General features: G+C 49.3%; 13 protein-coding genes and 1 riboswitch. Of the genes, 8 read left to right on the plus strand and 5 right to left on the minus strand.

The window, feature by feature from the left end:
- Positions 1-105 precede the first annotated feature (105 nt).
- The 6 genes from EZM41_RS01695 (at position 106) to EZM41_RS01720 (ending at position 6,932) form a co-directional block, all read left to right on the plus strand.
- The gene (locus tag EZM41_RS01695) at positions 106-606 is read left to right on the plus strand and encodes a TRAP transporter small permease subunit (protein WP_198468775.1); all 501 of its coding nucleotides are present in this window, start codon (positions 106-108) and stop codon (positions 604-606) included.
- 1 nt (position 607) lies between these two features.
- Entirely contained in the window at positions 608-1,930 is a 1,323-nt protein-coding gene (locus tag EZM41_RS01700) for a TRAP transporter large permease (RefSeq protein ID WP_198468776.1), read from the plus strand.
- A gap of 114 nt (positions 1,931-2,044) precedes the next feature.
- On the plus strand, positions 2,045-3,157 hold the full coding sequence (locus tag EZM41_RS01705; protein ID WP_198468778.1) for a TRAP transporter substrate-binding protein: 1,113 nt from the start codon (positions 2,045-2,047) through the stop codon (positions 3,155-3,157).
- Positions 3,158-3,340: 183 nt separating this feature from the next.
- On the plus strand, positions 3,341-4,375 hold the full coding sequence (locus EZM41_RS01710; RefSeq protein WP_198468780.1) for a zinc-dependent alcohol dehydrogenase: 1,035 nt from the start codon (positions 3,341-3,343) through the stop codon (positions 4,373-4,375).
- Between the two features lie 273 nt (positions 4,376-4,648).
- Entirely contained in the window at positions 4,649-5,302 is a 654-nt protein-coding gene (locus tag EZM41_RS01715; RefSeq protein WP_198468782.1) for an HAD family hydrolase, read from the plus strand.
- A 124-nt stretch (positions 5,303-5,426) separates the two neighbouring features.
- Positions 5,427-6,932, plus strand: coding sequence for an amidohydrolase (locus EZM41_RS01720; protein ID WP_198468784.1), 1,506 nt, complete (start codon positions 5,427-5,429; stop codon positions 6,930-6,932).
- A gap of 62 nt (positions 6,933-6,994) precedes the next feature.
- Here EZM41_RS01720 and EZM41_RS01725 read toward each other — a convergent pair whose 3' ends face one another.
- The 5 genes from EZM41_RS01725 to EZM41_RS01745 all read right to left on the minus strand — a co-directional run bounded on the left by EZM41_RS01725 (position 6,995) and on the right by EZM41_RS01745 (position 10,764).
- On the minus strand, positions 6,995-7,954 hold the full coding sequence (locus EZM41_RS01725) for a patatin-like phospholipase family protein (protein WP_198468786.1): 960 nt from the start codon (positions 7,952-7,954) through the stop codon (positions 6,995-6,997).
- Between the two features lie 8 nt (positions 7,955-7,962).
- Positions 7,963-8,370 (minus strand): thioesterase family protein, encoded by a 408-nt coding sequence (locus tag EZM41_RS01730; protein ID WP_198468788.1) that lies wholly within the window; start codon positions 8,368-8,370, stop codon positions 7,963-7,965.
- Positions 8,371-8,393: 23 nt separating this feature from the next.
- Positions 8,394-8,921 (minus strand): nitroreductase family protein, encoded by a 528-nt coding sequence (locus tag EZM41_RS01735; RefSeq protein ID WP_198468790.1) that lies wholly within the window; start codon positions 8,919-8,921, stop codon positions 8,394-8,396.
- A gap of 302 nt (positions 8,922-9,223) precedes the next feature.
- A complete protein-coding gene (locus tag EZM41_RS01740) occupies positions 9,224-10,015 on the minus strand; it encodes an ABC transporter permease (RefSeq protein WP_232618965.1) in 792 nt (263 codons plus the stop codon).
- Between the two features lie 2 nt (positions 10,016-10,017).
- Positions 10,018-10,764 carry an ABC transporter ATP-binding protein gene (locus EZM41_RS01745; RefSeq protein WP_198468793.1) on the minus strand — a complete coding sequence of 249 codons (747 nt, stop codon included), beginning with the start codon at positions 10,762-10,764 and terminating at the stop codon, positions 10,018-10,020.
- A gap of 224 nt (positions 10,765-10,988) precedes the next feature.
- Positions 10,989-11,177: riboswitch (cobalamin riboswitch) on the plus strand.
- Between the two features lie 93 nt (positions 11,178-11,270).
- On the opposite strand from EZM41_RS01745, the gene EZM41_RS01750 reads away from it, so the two are divergent.
- Both EZM41_RS01750 and EZM41_RS01755 read left to right on the plus strand, forming a co-directional pair.
- On the plus strand, positions 11,271-13,109 hold the full coding sequence (locus EZM41_RS01750; RefSeq protein ID WP_198468794.1) for a TonB-dependent receptor domain-containing protein: 1,839 nt from the start codon (positions 11,271-11,273) through the stop codon (positions 13,107-13,109).
- 1,067 nt (positions 13,110-14,176) lie between these two features.
- Complete coding sequence (locus EZM41_RS01755; protein ID WP_198468796.1) at positions 14,177-15,136, plus strand: Bug family tripartite tricarboxylate transporter substrate binding protein; 960 nt, start codon at positions 14,177-14,179, stop codon at positions 15,134-15,136.
- Positions 15,137-15,139: the final 3 nt, after the last annotated feature.

Genomic DNA, 15,139 nt, shown 5'->3' on the forward strand with positions numbered 1-15,139 from the left:
GTGCGTCTTGGAAGAGCTTTTGGCTCGCGGCGAGAGGTGGTTCCCCGAAGAGTCTACTTTCAGAGAGGATATGCCCAAGCTGTGGGGTGATTGGGGGGTTGTTGGGTGGATAGGTTTATCAGTTTTGCCGACAAACTGAGCGAAGTTACCGCGAAAATTTTTGCGTGGCTTATCATTCCTCTTGTGTTGGGATTATTCTATGAAGTTATTGCTCGATATGTCTTTAAAGCGCCTACAGTATGGGCCTACGACCTGACTTACATGCTTTACGGCACGATGTTCATATTGGGCTCTCCTTATGCCTTATGCAAGGACAAACATATAAGAATAGACGTGTTTTACCAACGATTCTCTCCACGTCAGAAAGGGATTGTAGATGTCTGCCTGTATTTGATACTTTTCTTCCCTGCCATTATTGTTCTCTTTGTCAAAGGGATAGATTATGCGGCCTTCTCATGGCAGATGAGGGAAGTGAGCAGTGCAGGTGCGTGGCGACCCCCTCTTTATCCGTTGAAAACTGTACTTCCCGTGGCAATGTTCGTTATGTTGCTTCAAGGAATAGCTCAGTTCATTCGTTCTTTGCGTCTCGCTAAAGGAGGTAAATAGAATGGGCACGGAGATCCTTGCTATCTTAATGTTCCCTGCCATAGCAGTAGGCATTTTTTTGGGCTTTCCTGTATTTGTTGTCCTCATGGGTGTCTCTCTTTGGGTGGGGCTTATCGGTTGGGGCTCACCTATTATGGATCAGATGGCCAGTGCTGCTTTGTGGGTTCTTATGAATGATGCGCTTCCGGCTGTCCCGCTATTTGTGTTCATGGGTTGTATGATGGAAAGGGCAGGTATTGCCGAGCGATCATTCCATGTTCTTCAAGTCCTTTTTGGTCCAGTGAGAGGTTCGGTTGCTTTGGCTACGCTTGCACTGTGTACGCTCTTCGCTGCCGCTACTGGCGTAGTTGGTGCTCCGGTTACCGTAATGGGCCTCCTTGCTCTGCCGGTGATGTTGAGGCGCGGCTATGATATTCCTATGGCTACAGGAACCATCCTGGCAGGTGGAACGTTGGGCATCCTAATACCTCCCAGCATCATGTTAGTGTTATATGGACCATTAGCAAACGTATCTGTGGCGAGGCTTTATGCCGCAGCAATTATTCCTGGGCTCATTTTGTCGGGCTTATATATGGGTTATGTAGCTGTGCGCTGTGCCATTAACCCTAAGATGGGCCCCCCTTTACCGCCAGAGGAGAGAGCTATGCCAAAACTTCAACTCTTCTACGCGCTGGTGGTGGATATGGTACCGTTTTTCTTGATTATTCTCGCGGTTTTGGGGTCAATAGTCTTTGGCTTAGCCGCTCCGACGGAAGCAGCGGCAGTAGGGGCTGTGTGCGGTATGCTCCTAGCGGCTGCCCATAGGCAGCTCAATCTTAAGAACCTAAAGGATGCAGTTTACGATACGATGATGGCCTCTGCCTTCGTGCTCACTATAACTGTAGGAGCAAACATCTTTACCGGAGCTTTTCTGGCTTTGGGCGGTGGCCAGCTCATAACGGATTTTCTATTCTGGTTGCCGGTGGGCCGGTATGGCGTGCTTGCCGTTATACTTTTGATTATCTTTATAATGGGTTTCTTTGTGGATTGGATTGCCATTTTATTGATTTTCATTCCCATTTTCGCTCCTATAGTACCAAAGTTGGGATTTGATCCCCTTTGGTTTGCCCTCTTGGTGTGCATATGCCTTCAGACCGCATTTTTGACGCCACCATTTGCGACGTCTATCTTTTATCTGAAGGGAGTAGCTCCGCCCGAAGTGAAACTGATGGACATTTATAAAGGTGTTATACCTTATATCGCGTTGCAGCTGATTGGTTTGACTTTATGCATTATCTTTCCGCAGGTAGTTTTGTGGTTGCCGACGTTGGCTTATGGCAAGTAAGGAGTTGTCTCCATGAGCGACAAGTGACAAAAAAGGGGGTGATTTGGGTATACAAAAGCAAAGGCGTGGCATGATCAGTTAAACAAATATCTTAAAGTAGGAGGTGCAAGAGCGATGAAAAGATCGAGTATGTGGATGATCGGAGTTGTGATCATCACGACCCTTGTTTTTGCAGCTTATACTATAGACGCAGCAGCGCAGGAAAAGCCGATAAAGTGGAGGACGCAGAGCACATTCGGAGTGGGATCATGGGACTTTATCCACGGAGAGAGGGTAGTTAAGCGCATCGAGGCAATAAGCCAGGGCCGGCTGCAGCTTGGGCCATTGCTCGCCCCCGGCACGATAGTTCCGGCCTACGAGGTGCTCGATGCCGTAAATAGAGGTATCTTGGAGGCTGGGCAAGGCTGGTCCGGTTATTGGGTCGGCAAAAATTCCGCTTTTACGTTGTTTTCGTCTGCTACAGGTGGTCCATTTGGTATGGATGCTTGGGACTGGGCGGCATGGCTTCTCTTTGGAGGCGGTTATGATTTATGGAAGGAACTGTTTGAAAGTACCGGCTATACCAATGTTGTACCATTTATGATCAAGGGGGAACTCCCAGAGCCGCTTGGATGGTTCCCAAAACCCATAACGAGTTTTGAGGATCTTAAAGGCCTTAAGATGCGGGTAGCTGGTATGGCTGCCGACGTGTTCAAAGAGGCGGGCGTGGCAGTCGTCAATGTGTCAGGAGGGGAAATCCTTCCCTTGTTGGAGAGGAAGACCATAGACGCAACGGAATACAGTGATCCACATAGCGATCTATTGCTTGGGCTACCTGACATTTTGAAATTCTACGAGATGCCTGGAATACATCAACCTAGCGGATGCACTGAATTATTGATAAACAAAAAGAAATGGGAACAATTATCTCAAGACCTTAAAGATATCGTAGAAGTGGTTTGCAACGAGATGACCTTGAAGAACAACTTTGAAGAATGGATATATGGGCAAGAAGCGCTGGAAAAAATTGAGAAGGAATATGGTGTTCAAGTGGTTAGGACTCCCGATGAAGTGTTGATTAAATTCCTTGAGGCGTGGGATAAGGTTGCAGCCAGAGAGTGCGAAGCTAACCCTATGTTTAAGAAGATTTACGAGTCGCAAAAAGCATGGGCATCTAAATATGTTCCATATAGGACGCGGATCTATCCACCTTATTCCTTAATCGCTGACTACTATTGGAAGAAGTAACTTAGGGAGTTTTTGCGGATCCGGCATTTACTCGCATGTCCAGCGCCGCCAATGAGGGTTGACAAAGTTGGCGGCGCTGAGTCATTTAATGGGTTACAATAAAGTTGATAACGGTTCTCGGGGCCAGAGTCCGGTTTTTTCCTCGCGTTGACTTAAAGCCGACTTAAATTGGAGGCGATATAGATGAAGGCAGTGGTGAAGTTATCTCGCGGCAAGGGCAACATGAGCCTTATGGAGGTGGATAAGCCTACATGCGGCGAAAATGACGTGGTGATCCGCGTCAGAGCCGTAGGAGTTTGCGGCACGGATTATCACATCTATACCGACGAATACGCCACAACTCCGCCTATTGCGGTGGGGCATGAGTTTTCCGGCGAGATCGTGAAGGTTGGGGGCAAGGTTAAAGGATTAGCGGTAGGCGATAGGGTAGTCAGCGAGCTCTCCGTAGAGAGCTGCGGCGTTTGCAGGCTATGCAAAAGCGGCAACCCTCATATGTGTCCTCACAGGAGGTCGCCTGGCACGTTCACCGACGGCGCCTATGCAGAGTATATAAAGCTTCCGTGGCGCCTCATCCACAAAATCCCCGACAATGTTAGTTTTGACGAAGCGGCTGTGGCGGAACCCTCTGCCGTTGTGGCTCAAGGGTTGCTTGAAAGGGCGAGAGTAGAGCCGGAGGATTTTGTTGTAGTCATGGGCCCCGGGCCGATAGGGCTCCTTGCGCTTCAGATGGCAAAATTGTACGGCGCGAGAGCGGTAATGGTCGTGGGAACGGATGCTGACGAGAAGGTTCGTTTGCCGCTTGCCCGAAAGCTCGGTGCTGACTATGTAGTGAACGCATCTAAAGAAGACGCGGTAGAAAAGGTCCTTGGCCTTACCGAGGGTTTTGGAGCAGACCTCGTGATGGAGTGTTCGGGTTCCAGACAAGCCATAAACGCCGGCATTAAGGCTTTGAGGAGGCAGGGGCGCATGGGCGTTATAGGCATCCCTGGCCCTGAGGAACTAAACATAAACTGGAAAGAGGCAGTGCTTAAGGCTATAAATGTGGTTTTTAGCTTCGCCTCGTCGCCTTTGAGCTGGAACATGGTCCTTTCGATGCTCGGCAGAAAAGTATTGGATGTCGAAAGCTTAATAAGCCACAGGGAACCTTTAGAGAACTGGCAAAAGGTTTTCGAGGAGATAGAGAAAGGCAACGTGGTGAAAGCAATCTTGTATCCTTAGGTGAACAAGTGCATAAGCATTGCTGCATACAACAAGGCTTTCTGTTTTAAAGACAAACCACGCCGCGTTCCCCGGTTAGCTAGGGAGCTGAGCGTAAAGGCTTTCTCCCTGCGGGTGGTTTACATCCCGATCTCTTCGGCGCTCGCTCACTTGGAAGAGATGTAAAACCTTGGAAACTTGCCCGAAAGCCTACGACGCTATCCGCGGGGAGTTAAGGCGGTGGTTGTGTTACCATATTCGTAAATCCAAAGAAAGCGAGTTGATATTGTCTAAATGGGCGATATTCTCAAAGAGCATCTTGTAAGGGCTGTCATATTCGACTTCGGTGGCGTGATTGCAGAAGAGGGGTTTGTCAACGGTCTGAAAGTCATAGGCAGGCGCTACGGCAAGGACCCCGACGAAGTCTTGAAGCTGGGAAGCTCGCTTTCCTATGAAACTGGTTTCGTCAACGGCAAGGCGACGGAACAACAATTTTGGGATGCCTTCAGGCATTATACGGGCATATCTGCGCCCGACGAGGAACTGCGGGAGGTTGTTCTCTCTCGCTTTGTCCTTCGCCCACGCGTGCTCGAACTCGCGAGATCGCTCAAAGAGGCTGGCCTTACAACTGCTATTTTAAGCGATCAGACGAACTGGCTTGAGGAGATCAACGAGCGCACGCCGTTCTTTTATCTTTTTGACAGGGTTTTTAATAGCTACAGGATGGGCATATCTAAACGCGATACGGCGATATTTAATATTGTGTTGCGGGAACTCGGCTTAAGACCCCCTCAAGCCATCTTTGTAGATGACAGAAACGAAAACGTGGAGCGAGCCGCCTCGGTCGGCATAAAGGCCATACTCTATAGAGACGAAGAAAGCCTGATCGACGAACTCCTTTGCTTTCTCCCGCAATTAGCGACGTTTGTCCAAGAAAAACGAACATAGTAGCTTGCTTAGTTTGCAGGATCTACATGAAAGTTGAAAAAGGGGGTGGTTTTGAAAAGAAAAAGCGATTTTTGAGACAGGAGTGGCAAAAGTACGAGGGTAGATCGAGAGGAGGGCGAGGAAGGTGAGTGTCAAGGGAAAGCGTTATTTCGTTGTGTTTTTGATTTTAGCGGCGGTGCTTGTCTTGCAGCCATTAGCAGCGGTTGTCTTGGCAAGTGAGGCGACTGCTGCAAAAGAAACGGCCGTAAGCTGGGTGAAAGAAAACGCGCAGCACTTCGGTGATGTCTCCAGAAAACTTTGGGAATATGCCGAAGTAGGGCTGCACGAGTTTAAGAGTTCAGACCTGCTGGTAGGCGAGCTTGAGAAAAACGGTTTTAAGGTAGAGCGTGGACAAGCGGGCATGCCTACGGCATTTGTGGGCACATTTACGCGGGGTTCAGGAAAACCTGTGATAGGCATAATTGCGGAGTTTGATGCCCTGCCCAACGGACATTCCTGCGGCCATAACTTATTTGGCGCCGGTAGCGTGGCCGCTGCGATCGCGACGAAGGTGGCGATGGAGAAAAAAGGGATCGACGGCACCGTTAAGCTCTTTGGCACGCCGACCGAAGACACTCACGGCGGCAAGGTTTGGATGGCCAGAGAAGGCGTATTCGACGGTTGTGACGCCATACTCATTTGGCATCCAGGCACAAAAAATGAGGCCAAATACGGTTCGAACTTGGCGGTGCAGATTTTAGACGTTACGTTTACTGGAAAGAGTGCCCATGCAGGCGCCGCGCCCGAAAAGGGGAGGTCCGCCTTGGATGGCCTTATGATCGCCTCCATGGCTATGGAGTTTTTGAGGGAGCACATGATAGAACCCATGAGGATACACTACGTGATCTCTGCCGGTGGACAAGCGACGAACGTCGTCCCGGACCTCGCTAAAATGTCTTTGGGCCTGAGGGGTCCCAAGATGGCAGACATAGAATACCTGCGCAGCCGAGAAGGAGGTATCGATGACTGCCTACGCGCCGGGGCGCTGGCGAGTGGCACGGACGTCACTGCTCCCGTCGTTGGAGCCTTTTACAACTTGATACCCAACAAGACCGGCGCGTATCTCTTGTATGAAAACATGAAGGCCATAGAGCCGCCCAAGTTTACAGAAGAAGAGCAAGAGATGGCCAAGTCTTTGGCTCAAAAGTATAATCTTTCCTTAGAAGGGCTCGACAGCACTGTTTATGAACCTTCCTCTGAAATGAGCAAGGGATCGGAAGATACAGGCGACGTGAGTTATATAGCTCCTGTCTTAAAGCTTTACGCTGCATGTGCGGCCGTTGGTTCTCCTGGACATTCTCCGGTAAACGTAGAGCAATACGGCAGCTCCATTGGGCAAAAGGGTATGGTTTACGCCGCTGAGGTTTTGGCCGCTACTGCCTTAGATCTTTTAACCGACAAAGATAAGTTAGAAGCCGTGCAGAAGGAATTTGAGGAAAACCTGAAAGGGGCTGAATATCACCCTGTCATAGCAGAAGACCGTTGGCCGCCCATACCTGAGCAGAATCCGCCAGACTTCAAAGGACCGGCTCCGCAGATTCGCCCCGCGCCCAAAGCGCCGGAGTCTCTTCTGTATTGGAAGAAAAAGTAGAAACGTTGCGCGCCGCCGGATGGCCTTCGGGTTTAGGCGGCGCGCAATTTCGAAGCGACTCGTCAACTCGCAAAACTTGAGGCGCGGCTTCGGCGACCACCTGCACTCTTGATGACGGAACGGATCTCGTCGATCTTCCTTCGAGCCTCTTCTCTTCCCGCTTCCACGAAAGATCGCCATTGATCGAAATCCATCCAGTGCGCATCCCCGAGGTCAGGCTGAAGGGTCACATCCGCCTGGGCGAGCTGCATCGCCGATAAGCATAGCCCTCTTATAAAGTCGGCCCTCTTCAATACCTCCGCCACATGAGGAGTCTCGAGCGGCTTGAGCTTGGTCGGTTCGACAGATACGGCGATTACCACATCTGCCGCACGCCTGGCGAATTCCACAGGGACAGGGGCTGAAACACCGCCGTCGACGAGCATCATGTCTTCAACCACTTCTGGAGGAAAGAAGCCGGGCACTGAAGCGGATACGCGGACGGCTCTGACGGTGCTGCCCTCTGTCAACGTGACACTCCTGCCGCTGTTGAGATCGGTGGCTATGGCCAAAAAGGGGATCTGGAGCTCCTTCATATCGCAGTCGTCGATGACCGAAGAAAGGGCGCGCTCAAGCCTCTTTGCCTTAAGCAGGCTCAAGCGCGCCTCTTTGAAGCCAGACGTTACTATCATCGTTGCTACCTCAGTTATCTGCTGCAAGAGCGAAATTGCGCCGTTATTTTGTCTTTTAAGGTAACTTAAACCAAGCGATTCTAACGCTTGACCATCCAGAGCCTCTTCAACCTTCTCCGTCAGGGTGCAAGCGTCCGGGGCCTGGGCATACATAGCACCTACCACTGCCCCCATTGATGTCCCAGCTATGAAATCGATGGGGATTCCCTCTTCCTCGAGCACGGAAAGCACGCCTACGTGGGCAAGCCCTCTCGCTCCGCCGGCCCCCAAGGCGAGAGCTACCCTTTTCCTGCGCGGATGTAAGACCTCAGCTCTTGTTTCTTCTATCGCGAATTTTGTCGGCGTCGTCATATGTTTTGTTATCGTGTGGCTCGCTCTCTGACCTTGTCCATCAGCTTATCTTTGTTTATCACCACACGCTCATGCTTTGCGCGGCAGAATTCGCCCGTATCGTCCCATCCCGTCATAGAGAAAAGCAGCCTATTGCTGTCGATTTTGTCGAGGGTGATCTTGAAGTTCACTGTGGAGCCCATCAATACGGGGGCGTGATGTGTGGTCTCCCAATAGCGTCCCACGGTTATGTATCCTGGGGGAAGCTTGGGATCCACCATTTCTACTGCTGTTTTGATCATTATGTTGATACATGCGTTGGTAGAAAGGAGCTGTTGAAGGTGTGTGGAGCTGGTGCCCACCGTGTCCTCTGGTCCCACCACCTTCGTGATGGTGACCTCCTCGCCTTGCTTGACGAAGTCTTTCACGTCCAACATCGCACCACACCTCCTCCCTCTTTTTACCACCCGTTCATATGGAGACAACCCTCGTCTATGCCGTGGTGCGGCTCTTTTGTCTCGGCAGGGTAGCCTATGCTCGCTATGCCGAGCACCCTTATGTGATCCGGCATGGAAAGAATGTTCCTTACGGCTTGCTCTCTTCCGGCGTCAGGTTGCACGCCGAGCCATACGGCTCCAAGTTCCAAGGCATGCGCTGCGAGCAATATGTTTTCCATTGCGGCCGAACAGTCGTCAACCCAATGACGATGGGCGAAGGGGCTTTTGGTCGGATCGCCACAGACGACGATGGCAAGGGGGGCTTGAAAGAGCATCTTGCCGTAAGGGTGAGCCTCGGCAATGGCGTTGAGCTTGCTCCTGTCGTCGACTACAATGAAGTGCCATGGTCGGCTGTTGCCTGCGCTCGGCGCGGCACAGGCGCACTCCAAAAGCATATTGACCTTCTCTTTTTCTACAGCCTTGGGCTGGTATCTGCGGATGCTCCTGCGGCCTAAGATGGCCTGAATTACTGGGTTATTCTTGAGCGTCATTTCGTTCACCTCCGATGCCTATACGTCTTAAAAGTATTGTAGCATACCAAAGGCAAGATTGCGATACAACGTTTTACGACGATTTGTTTTTGATTGCTCAAGTATCTTGCCCTCATACTTAAATGACGATGCTTGTATGGCCTCGGTTAGTAATTAACGTTCAGCGATCAGCGATGCATCGCTGCGCGAAGCGCCGAACGCACTTCATGCGTTCAATAAAAAGCTTTATGAACTTGTGAAGCAAATTCGGGGTTGCGCGAAGCACAACCCAGCGATCAACAATAAGTGATACTCATCACTCATCACTCCATCCCAAGTTTGCCCAACGTTCCCTTGTCTCTGGCAAAGTCGAACATGCGAGAGAGAAGCCACGCAGAAAGGGCCAGATATAGCAGGTTTAATCCCGAAGCCAAGAGGAGCTCGCCCGAGGGAAGGTTACCGTTTCGTATCACCGCCCTCATGCCCTCGAAGACGTAACTTGTAGGCAAAAGCGAGGCTATATTTTTGAGGGCAGACGGTAGTACTTCTATCGGATAAAAGACCGCAGAGACTGGCTGAATTAGGAAAGGCAAAGCCCATACCAACGCCTCGGCTCCCTGGCCAAAGCGAAGCATTACGGACACGGCGAAAAGTCCCATGGTGAGGCCGAAGACCAAGAGGTTTGCCAAAAACGGCAAGAGGTACAACCCCATATCGAAAACGTCGAAGCGATATAAGACGAGGGCAACGAACGACATGAGGATAAACGTGGCGCCCACCCGCATCAGGCCAAATATGTAGGTGGCTGTTATGTACTCGGAGAGGCGAAGCGGCGAGCAAAATACATTTAGCAGGTTTCTGGCCCATACGTCCTCAAGAAACGATATGCTTATACCTTGCTGGCAACGGTAGAGGATGTCCCAAAATATCATTGCCCCTATGAGAAAGGTTATGAAGTTCGGCAGCTCGCCCCCGGCGGTGCGTTGGATGAAGATCGTCACGTATCCCCACACTAAAAGGTCCATGGTCGGCCAAAAGACCATCTCAAACTGCCTTACCCAACTGCGCCTGTAAACGTAGAGATAGCGCAAGACTACGGCCAAGATGCGGCGCATCTTCAACTTGCCGCCACTCCTTCTTCTCGGACTATGCGGATGAATAGTTCCTCTAAGTCTCGGCTTTCGTAGCGCGCGATGAGCTCCTTTGGGCTTCCGGAGGCCACCAGGCGTCCCTTGTGGAGGAATACGACGCGGTGGCAGATCTCTTCCACGTCGTGCATATTGTGCGACGTGTAGAGTATGGTCGTCCCCTCCTCCTCGCAAAGCCTCTTCAACGTGGTTCGCACCTTCTCGGCTATATCTGGGTCCAGATTGGCCGTCGGTTCATCCAAGAGCAACAACTCTGGGTGATTTATGAGGGCTTTGCAGAGGTTCAAGCGCGTCGTCTCTCCGCTCGAGAGAGCCCCGGTGAGGGCGTTTTTGAGGTGGCTTATCTCCATCAGCTCCAAGAGTTCGTCCACCCTGCGCCACGGGTCATTTACGCCGTATAGGCGGGCGAAGGTGGCGAGGTTTTCCCAGACGCGCAGGTTCATGGGCAGGTTAACATTTATCGAGACGAAGTTCATCCGTCGCAGGATGTCTACCCTGTGATGCTCCAGGTTCAACCCGAAGACGCAGATGTGTCCCTTTGTCGGCCTCACGGCCCCCAAGAGCATGAGAAGCAACGTGGTCTTCCCCGCGCCGTTGGCCCCCAATATTCCGAGCGTCTCCCCCCGCGGCACGGCTATAGTGACATCGTCTACGGCGCATCTGTCTCCAAAGCACTTAGTAACGCCTTCTACGCGAAGGACAATCTCATGCTCCATGGTAAAAGTGTGCGCACCTCCGATGGCCTCTCTGTCGACGACCAAGAGCCATTATAGCCGAAGGTGCCCACTCCGATGAGCATGTGCGTCTCGCTCTTTGTAAAATTTGCCTGTGTCTCCGGATGTTTTGCTTCACCGTGTCTGCTTGGTTTGCTCGCTGGATGCGTTCAAAAGGCCTTGACTTTGATGTCGCAAAGTTCTATTTTTAGTAGCGCTTAAGCCTTTCTGGCAATATTTGGGAGGGCGACAACAAAATAGTGAGGGGAAGTTCTTCGGGAAGCCGGTTAGAATCCGGCACAGCCCCGCTACGGTAAGGATGACGACGCATGCACATGCCACTGGCAAACTGCCGGGAAGGCGCATGCCGAGGATGACTCCGAGTCCGGATACCGAACCTTCTCCAGGCGCTTTTTCCTCCGCGAGGGCCAGGGGGAAGGCGTTAAATACGTTAGGCCCAAGAGGGCCTATTTTTTTGGCCCCAAATCAGCTTACGGGAGGGGCAAGAAGTGAAAGGAAAAAAGAAAGCGGCTTTACTGGTTTTGGCGTTTGCGATGGCGTTGTTCGGGGCGAGCGTGTCCGCTGCGGAGGAGGGGGAAGAAGTCATAACTCTTGAACCGGAGATAGTTACGGGTTCGCGAATTTATACGAGCCTTGAGGAGGTTCCAGCACCGACCTATGTTATAAACCGCGAAGAGATAGAAAAAAGCAACGCAAAGAAATTAAGCGACATCCTCTCGAGCGTCCCAGGGATTTATGTAACCTCGCGAAGCGGCAGGACAATGGAAGACAACATCAAAATGAGAGGGCTGGTAACCGAAGTTCTTATTCTGGTCGATGGAGTACCTTACTATAACGCTACATACGGTGCCGGAGCTGCCGCTTATGACTTAAGGTCCATACCCGTGGACGATATAGAGCGGATAGAGGTCGTTAAGGGCGCGGGGTCGGCTCTTTACGGCTCCATGGCTGCAGCTGGAGTTATAAACATCATTACCCGTAAACTCGAAGGCGAAGGCTTTTCGATCCTCGGCGAAGTCGGAGCTGACGATTGGAGGCGTGGCACGGCAAGCGCTTGGACTGCAAGCGGAGATTTTGGTGTGAGGGTTCGATACTCGAAATCGGAAGAAGGGGAAGCGCCTCTGTCTTTAACTGACGGCATGCTCGACAAAAGCCTTGATTACGACGAGGAATCAGCCGGCCTGACGCTGCAAAAAGGCCCTTTTACTTTCAATGCCTCCTGGGGTGAATATAGCTCAAATTGGACTTCTTCTTGGAGTGGATGGTCTTATAACGACAAAAACAGACAGGAAGATGAATATTCCAGATTTAATCTAAAATGGGAAGAAGTATCTAATAAATTTATAATTTATTATCATGATCAAGAAAAAGGTTACTGGTACAATTTAAATAAATATTTCTATGATAGCGAAGCTTGGGGATCGGAGTTTTCGCAAAAAGTTGCGTGGGAAGACACGCTTTTTTCATGGGGGTTATCCTTCCGTAAAGAGGATATTTACTTTGACGAAGGCGTCCCAACAGATCGAACTCGCGAAAATTATGCCCCCTTTGTTGAATTGTCCAAACCCGTGGGTGATTTTATCTTAAACTTGGGGCTCAGGTATGAAATGTGGGACCAGGACGAAGCCGATGATTACGACGAGCTGATGCCTAAATTTTCGCTTCTCTATCAGACGCTTGGCGGAACTACCTGGTATCTATCGGCGGGGCGCTTTTTTGCCATGCCGAGTGTGTATGAGCTTTTTGGAGATGGAGCTTGGGTGGTCCCGAATGTGAACCTGAAGCCTGAAAAAGGCTACAGCTACGAAATTGGCGCAAAAGGATACAATGAATCGGAAGCTTGGAACGCCGGTCTTTTTTACATAACCATGAACGATAAAATCTTATACAATCTCAATACTTCCTCTTACGAAAATGCCGATGAATACCACGCCTGGGGCGTCGAAACTTCAAAAAGCTGGGCGCTCTCTCGCCTTTGGGATTTGAAGCTCAGTGCAAGCTGGATGCGAGCAGAGGAAAAAGAAAACGGCCTTTGGAAGAGGGCGCGTGTCCCAGAGTGGGATGTTGATACCTCCCTCCTTTATCGCAATGGTCCTCTCGAGGGAGGATTAACCATTAACTACTTCGGTAACCGCGAAGAGGGAGAAGGTGCCGAATCAAACGTCGCGACTGTTGACGCCTCAATTGCGTACCAGTTAAGTTCATTTAAGCTGCGCCTTTCCGTGTATAACCTCTTTGACGAAGACTTCTGGCAAAGCGAGGCAAACAATACCTATTATTATGCTCCAGAACGTAGGGTTTACTTCACCCTGGAACGCATCTTTTAACTCTGATTTTTAATTCATAGTAGTAGGATGGAGTAACGAAAGTCTCAAACTGCATCCGTTATGCTACGCAAGGAATCGAGCCTCCTTGCGTAGTCATTTTTTTAAGCACTATATGTTTCCTTTCTCCTCACAAGATCAAAGAAGTATGCGTGAACATAAAGAAGGTCTTTAAAAGGGCAGTCTTAGATCATTCATACATGATAGCCTATGCCAACAGGTGCGTGGGCTAAGCCAGGAGAAAAACAGGACACGCCACAAGGCTACTAACGTCTTTACGCGAGTGCCGACATCCTTTGGCCTACGGGACGTAGTAGTCTATGCGATGAAGGTGTTGCTGAGGCCCTTGCCACCGAAATATTGTCACGCTATATAGAGACGATCACCAGATGCTTGACGAAAGGGAAATTGTAACTACAATATAAACAGAGGTGTAATTCTTGCCTTAATTTTTTAACTGCAACAATTGGGATCTGTACTTTGTCAAGCTAAAATTATAGCCAATAGAGGTGTTATCATTGATCTTTGTTAACGTTATTTGCAATAAGTTATATTCTGTATGAAAAATACGAATTCATAGCAGGAATGCGTTCTTCAGCGTCGCCGAATTTAGCTCATACAAGATGTTTGATAGCTTTTCGCGGCCTATTCTTTTGAGTCCGATAGCAAGCATAAAAGAATGACGTTCTCAGTAGAGAGGTGAGGAAATTGAGGGATTGTTATTGTGTAAGATATAGGATAATGAATACAGAATATGTGTTTGAAGAGGCTCTATGTTGAGATATTTTAGTTTATTTATACCATTTGACACTTATCGACACTCGGGCAGCAAAAAATTCTGCTTAAAGATAGTTCTTGGCTATAACAACAGAGATGGTTGCTGTTAAGTAAGTTTCATTATACATTTAAATTAAAGTAGTAACAAATTTCTTCTGCATTTCAGCTAAGCCGTAATTTTAATAAAATATTCGCTACATAAGCAATAAATTTGCAGTATAAAAGGTAGCAAATGATTTTATAAACGGGAAACTAACTAAGATTTTAAATAAGCCGAGGAGGTGCACAAGGAAATGAGAAGAAGATTTTTGGCCATAATGTTAACTGTGGCGGTGGCAGCTGCCGTTAGCACAGGAGCGGCAGTAGCTAAGGATGTTAGTTATCCTGCTAAGCCCGTGACAATAGTTTATCACTCGCAGGCAGGTTCTGGAGGAGATATATTTCTAAGACAGTTGGCTAAAGCTATGGAACCACTCTTGGGCCAACCCATTGTTATAGAAAATAGGACAGGTGGAGGTGGCTCTAACGCCTGGACATATGTAAAGAACGCAAAGCCTGATGGCTATACTTTGCTTGGAATATCTTCTTCTATTTTAGCAGGGCCGCTCCAGACAAAGATGTCAGTAAGTTATAAAGATTTCAAGCCTGTTGCTCAAGTATTTTTTGATCCTACAGTAATCTACACCTCAGCAAATAGTAAATTTAAAACATTTGAAGATATTATTAACCATGCAAAAGCAAACCCGGGTCAACAGACATGGGGAGCTGGAAATCCTGGTAGTGCTGAAACAATGTGCATTGAAAAGATTGCTCGGCTTGCTGATATGAAAATAACAGTCGTTCCTTTTGAGGGTGGGGCGGATGTTATGGTAGAAATAATAGCTGGACGTATAGACGCAGCTATCGGCGAGTATGCCGAGATCGCCAGTCAAGTGGAAGCTGGAAACATAAAGCTTATCTGTAACCTTAACTCCGAGAGGATGCAAAGCTTGCCCGACTTGCCGACGCTGAAAGAATCCGGAATTGATTTTGTGTTTGAGAAAATGAGAGGCATCTTAGCGCCGAAGGGCACGCCAGACGAAGTTATTCAAGTATGGGTTGATAGGTTGCAAAAGATTTATGATGATCCTGCGTTCAAGAAATATTATGAAGAGAATAAACTTGTGCCTCGCTTCAGGCCTACCGATGAAATGCAAAAAGCAATGGACGAGCAATATGAATTCTTTAAAGAGATGAGCAAAGGGTTATACTAAGCT

Origin of the sequence: Acetomicrobium sp. S15 = DSM 107314 (assembly GCF_016125955.1) — a bacterium.
GTDB classification, from domain to species: Bacteria; Synergistota; Synergistia; order Synergistales; family Thermosynergistaceae; genus Thermosynergistes; species Thermosynergistes pyruvativorans.

Bases quoted from the DNA above. Each gene is read 5' to 3' on its own strand.
- EZM41_RS01715 (WP_198468782.1), top strand. From the start codon at position 4,649: ATGGGCGATATTCTCAAAGAGCATCTTGTAAGGGCTGTCATATTCGAC.
- EZM41_RS01745 (WP_198468793.1), bottom strand. From the start codon at position 10,764: ATGGAGCATGAGATTGTCCTTCGCGTAGAAGGCGTTACTAAGTGCTTT.
- EZM41_RS01700 (WP_198468776.1), top strand. From the start codon at position 608: ATGGGCACGGAGATCCTTGCTATCTTAATGTTCCCTGCCATAGCAGTA.
- EZM41_RS01730 (WP_198468788.1), bottom strand. From the start codon at position 8,370: ATGTTGGACGTGAAAGACTTCGTCAAGCAAGGCGAGGAGGTCACCATC.
- EZM41_RS01735 (WP_198468790.1), bottom strand. From the start codon at position 8,921: ATGACGCTCAAGAATAACCCAGTAATTCAGGCCATCTTAGGCCGCAGG.
- EZM41_RS01740 (WP_232618965.1), bottom strand. From the start codon at position 10,015: ATGCGCCGCATCTTGGCCGTAGTCTTGCGCTATCTCTACGTTTACAGG.
- EZM41_RS01725 (WP_198468786.1), bottom strand. From the start codon at position 7,954: ATGACGACGCCGACAAAATTCGCGATAGAAGAAACAAGAGCTGAGGTC.
- EZM41_RS01710 (WP_198468780.1), top strand. From the start codon at position 3,341: ATGAAGGCAGTGGTGAAGTTATCTCGCGGCAAGGGCAACATGAGCCTT.
- EZM41_RS01755 (WP_198468796.1), top strand. From the start codon at position 14,177: ATGAGAAGAAGATTTTTGGCCATAATGTTAACTGTGGCGGTGGCAGCT.
- EZM41_RS01705 (WP_198468778.1), top strand. From the start codon at position 2,045: ATGAAAAGATCGAGTATGTGGATGATCGGAGTTGTGATCATCACGACC.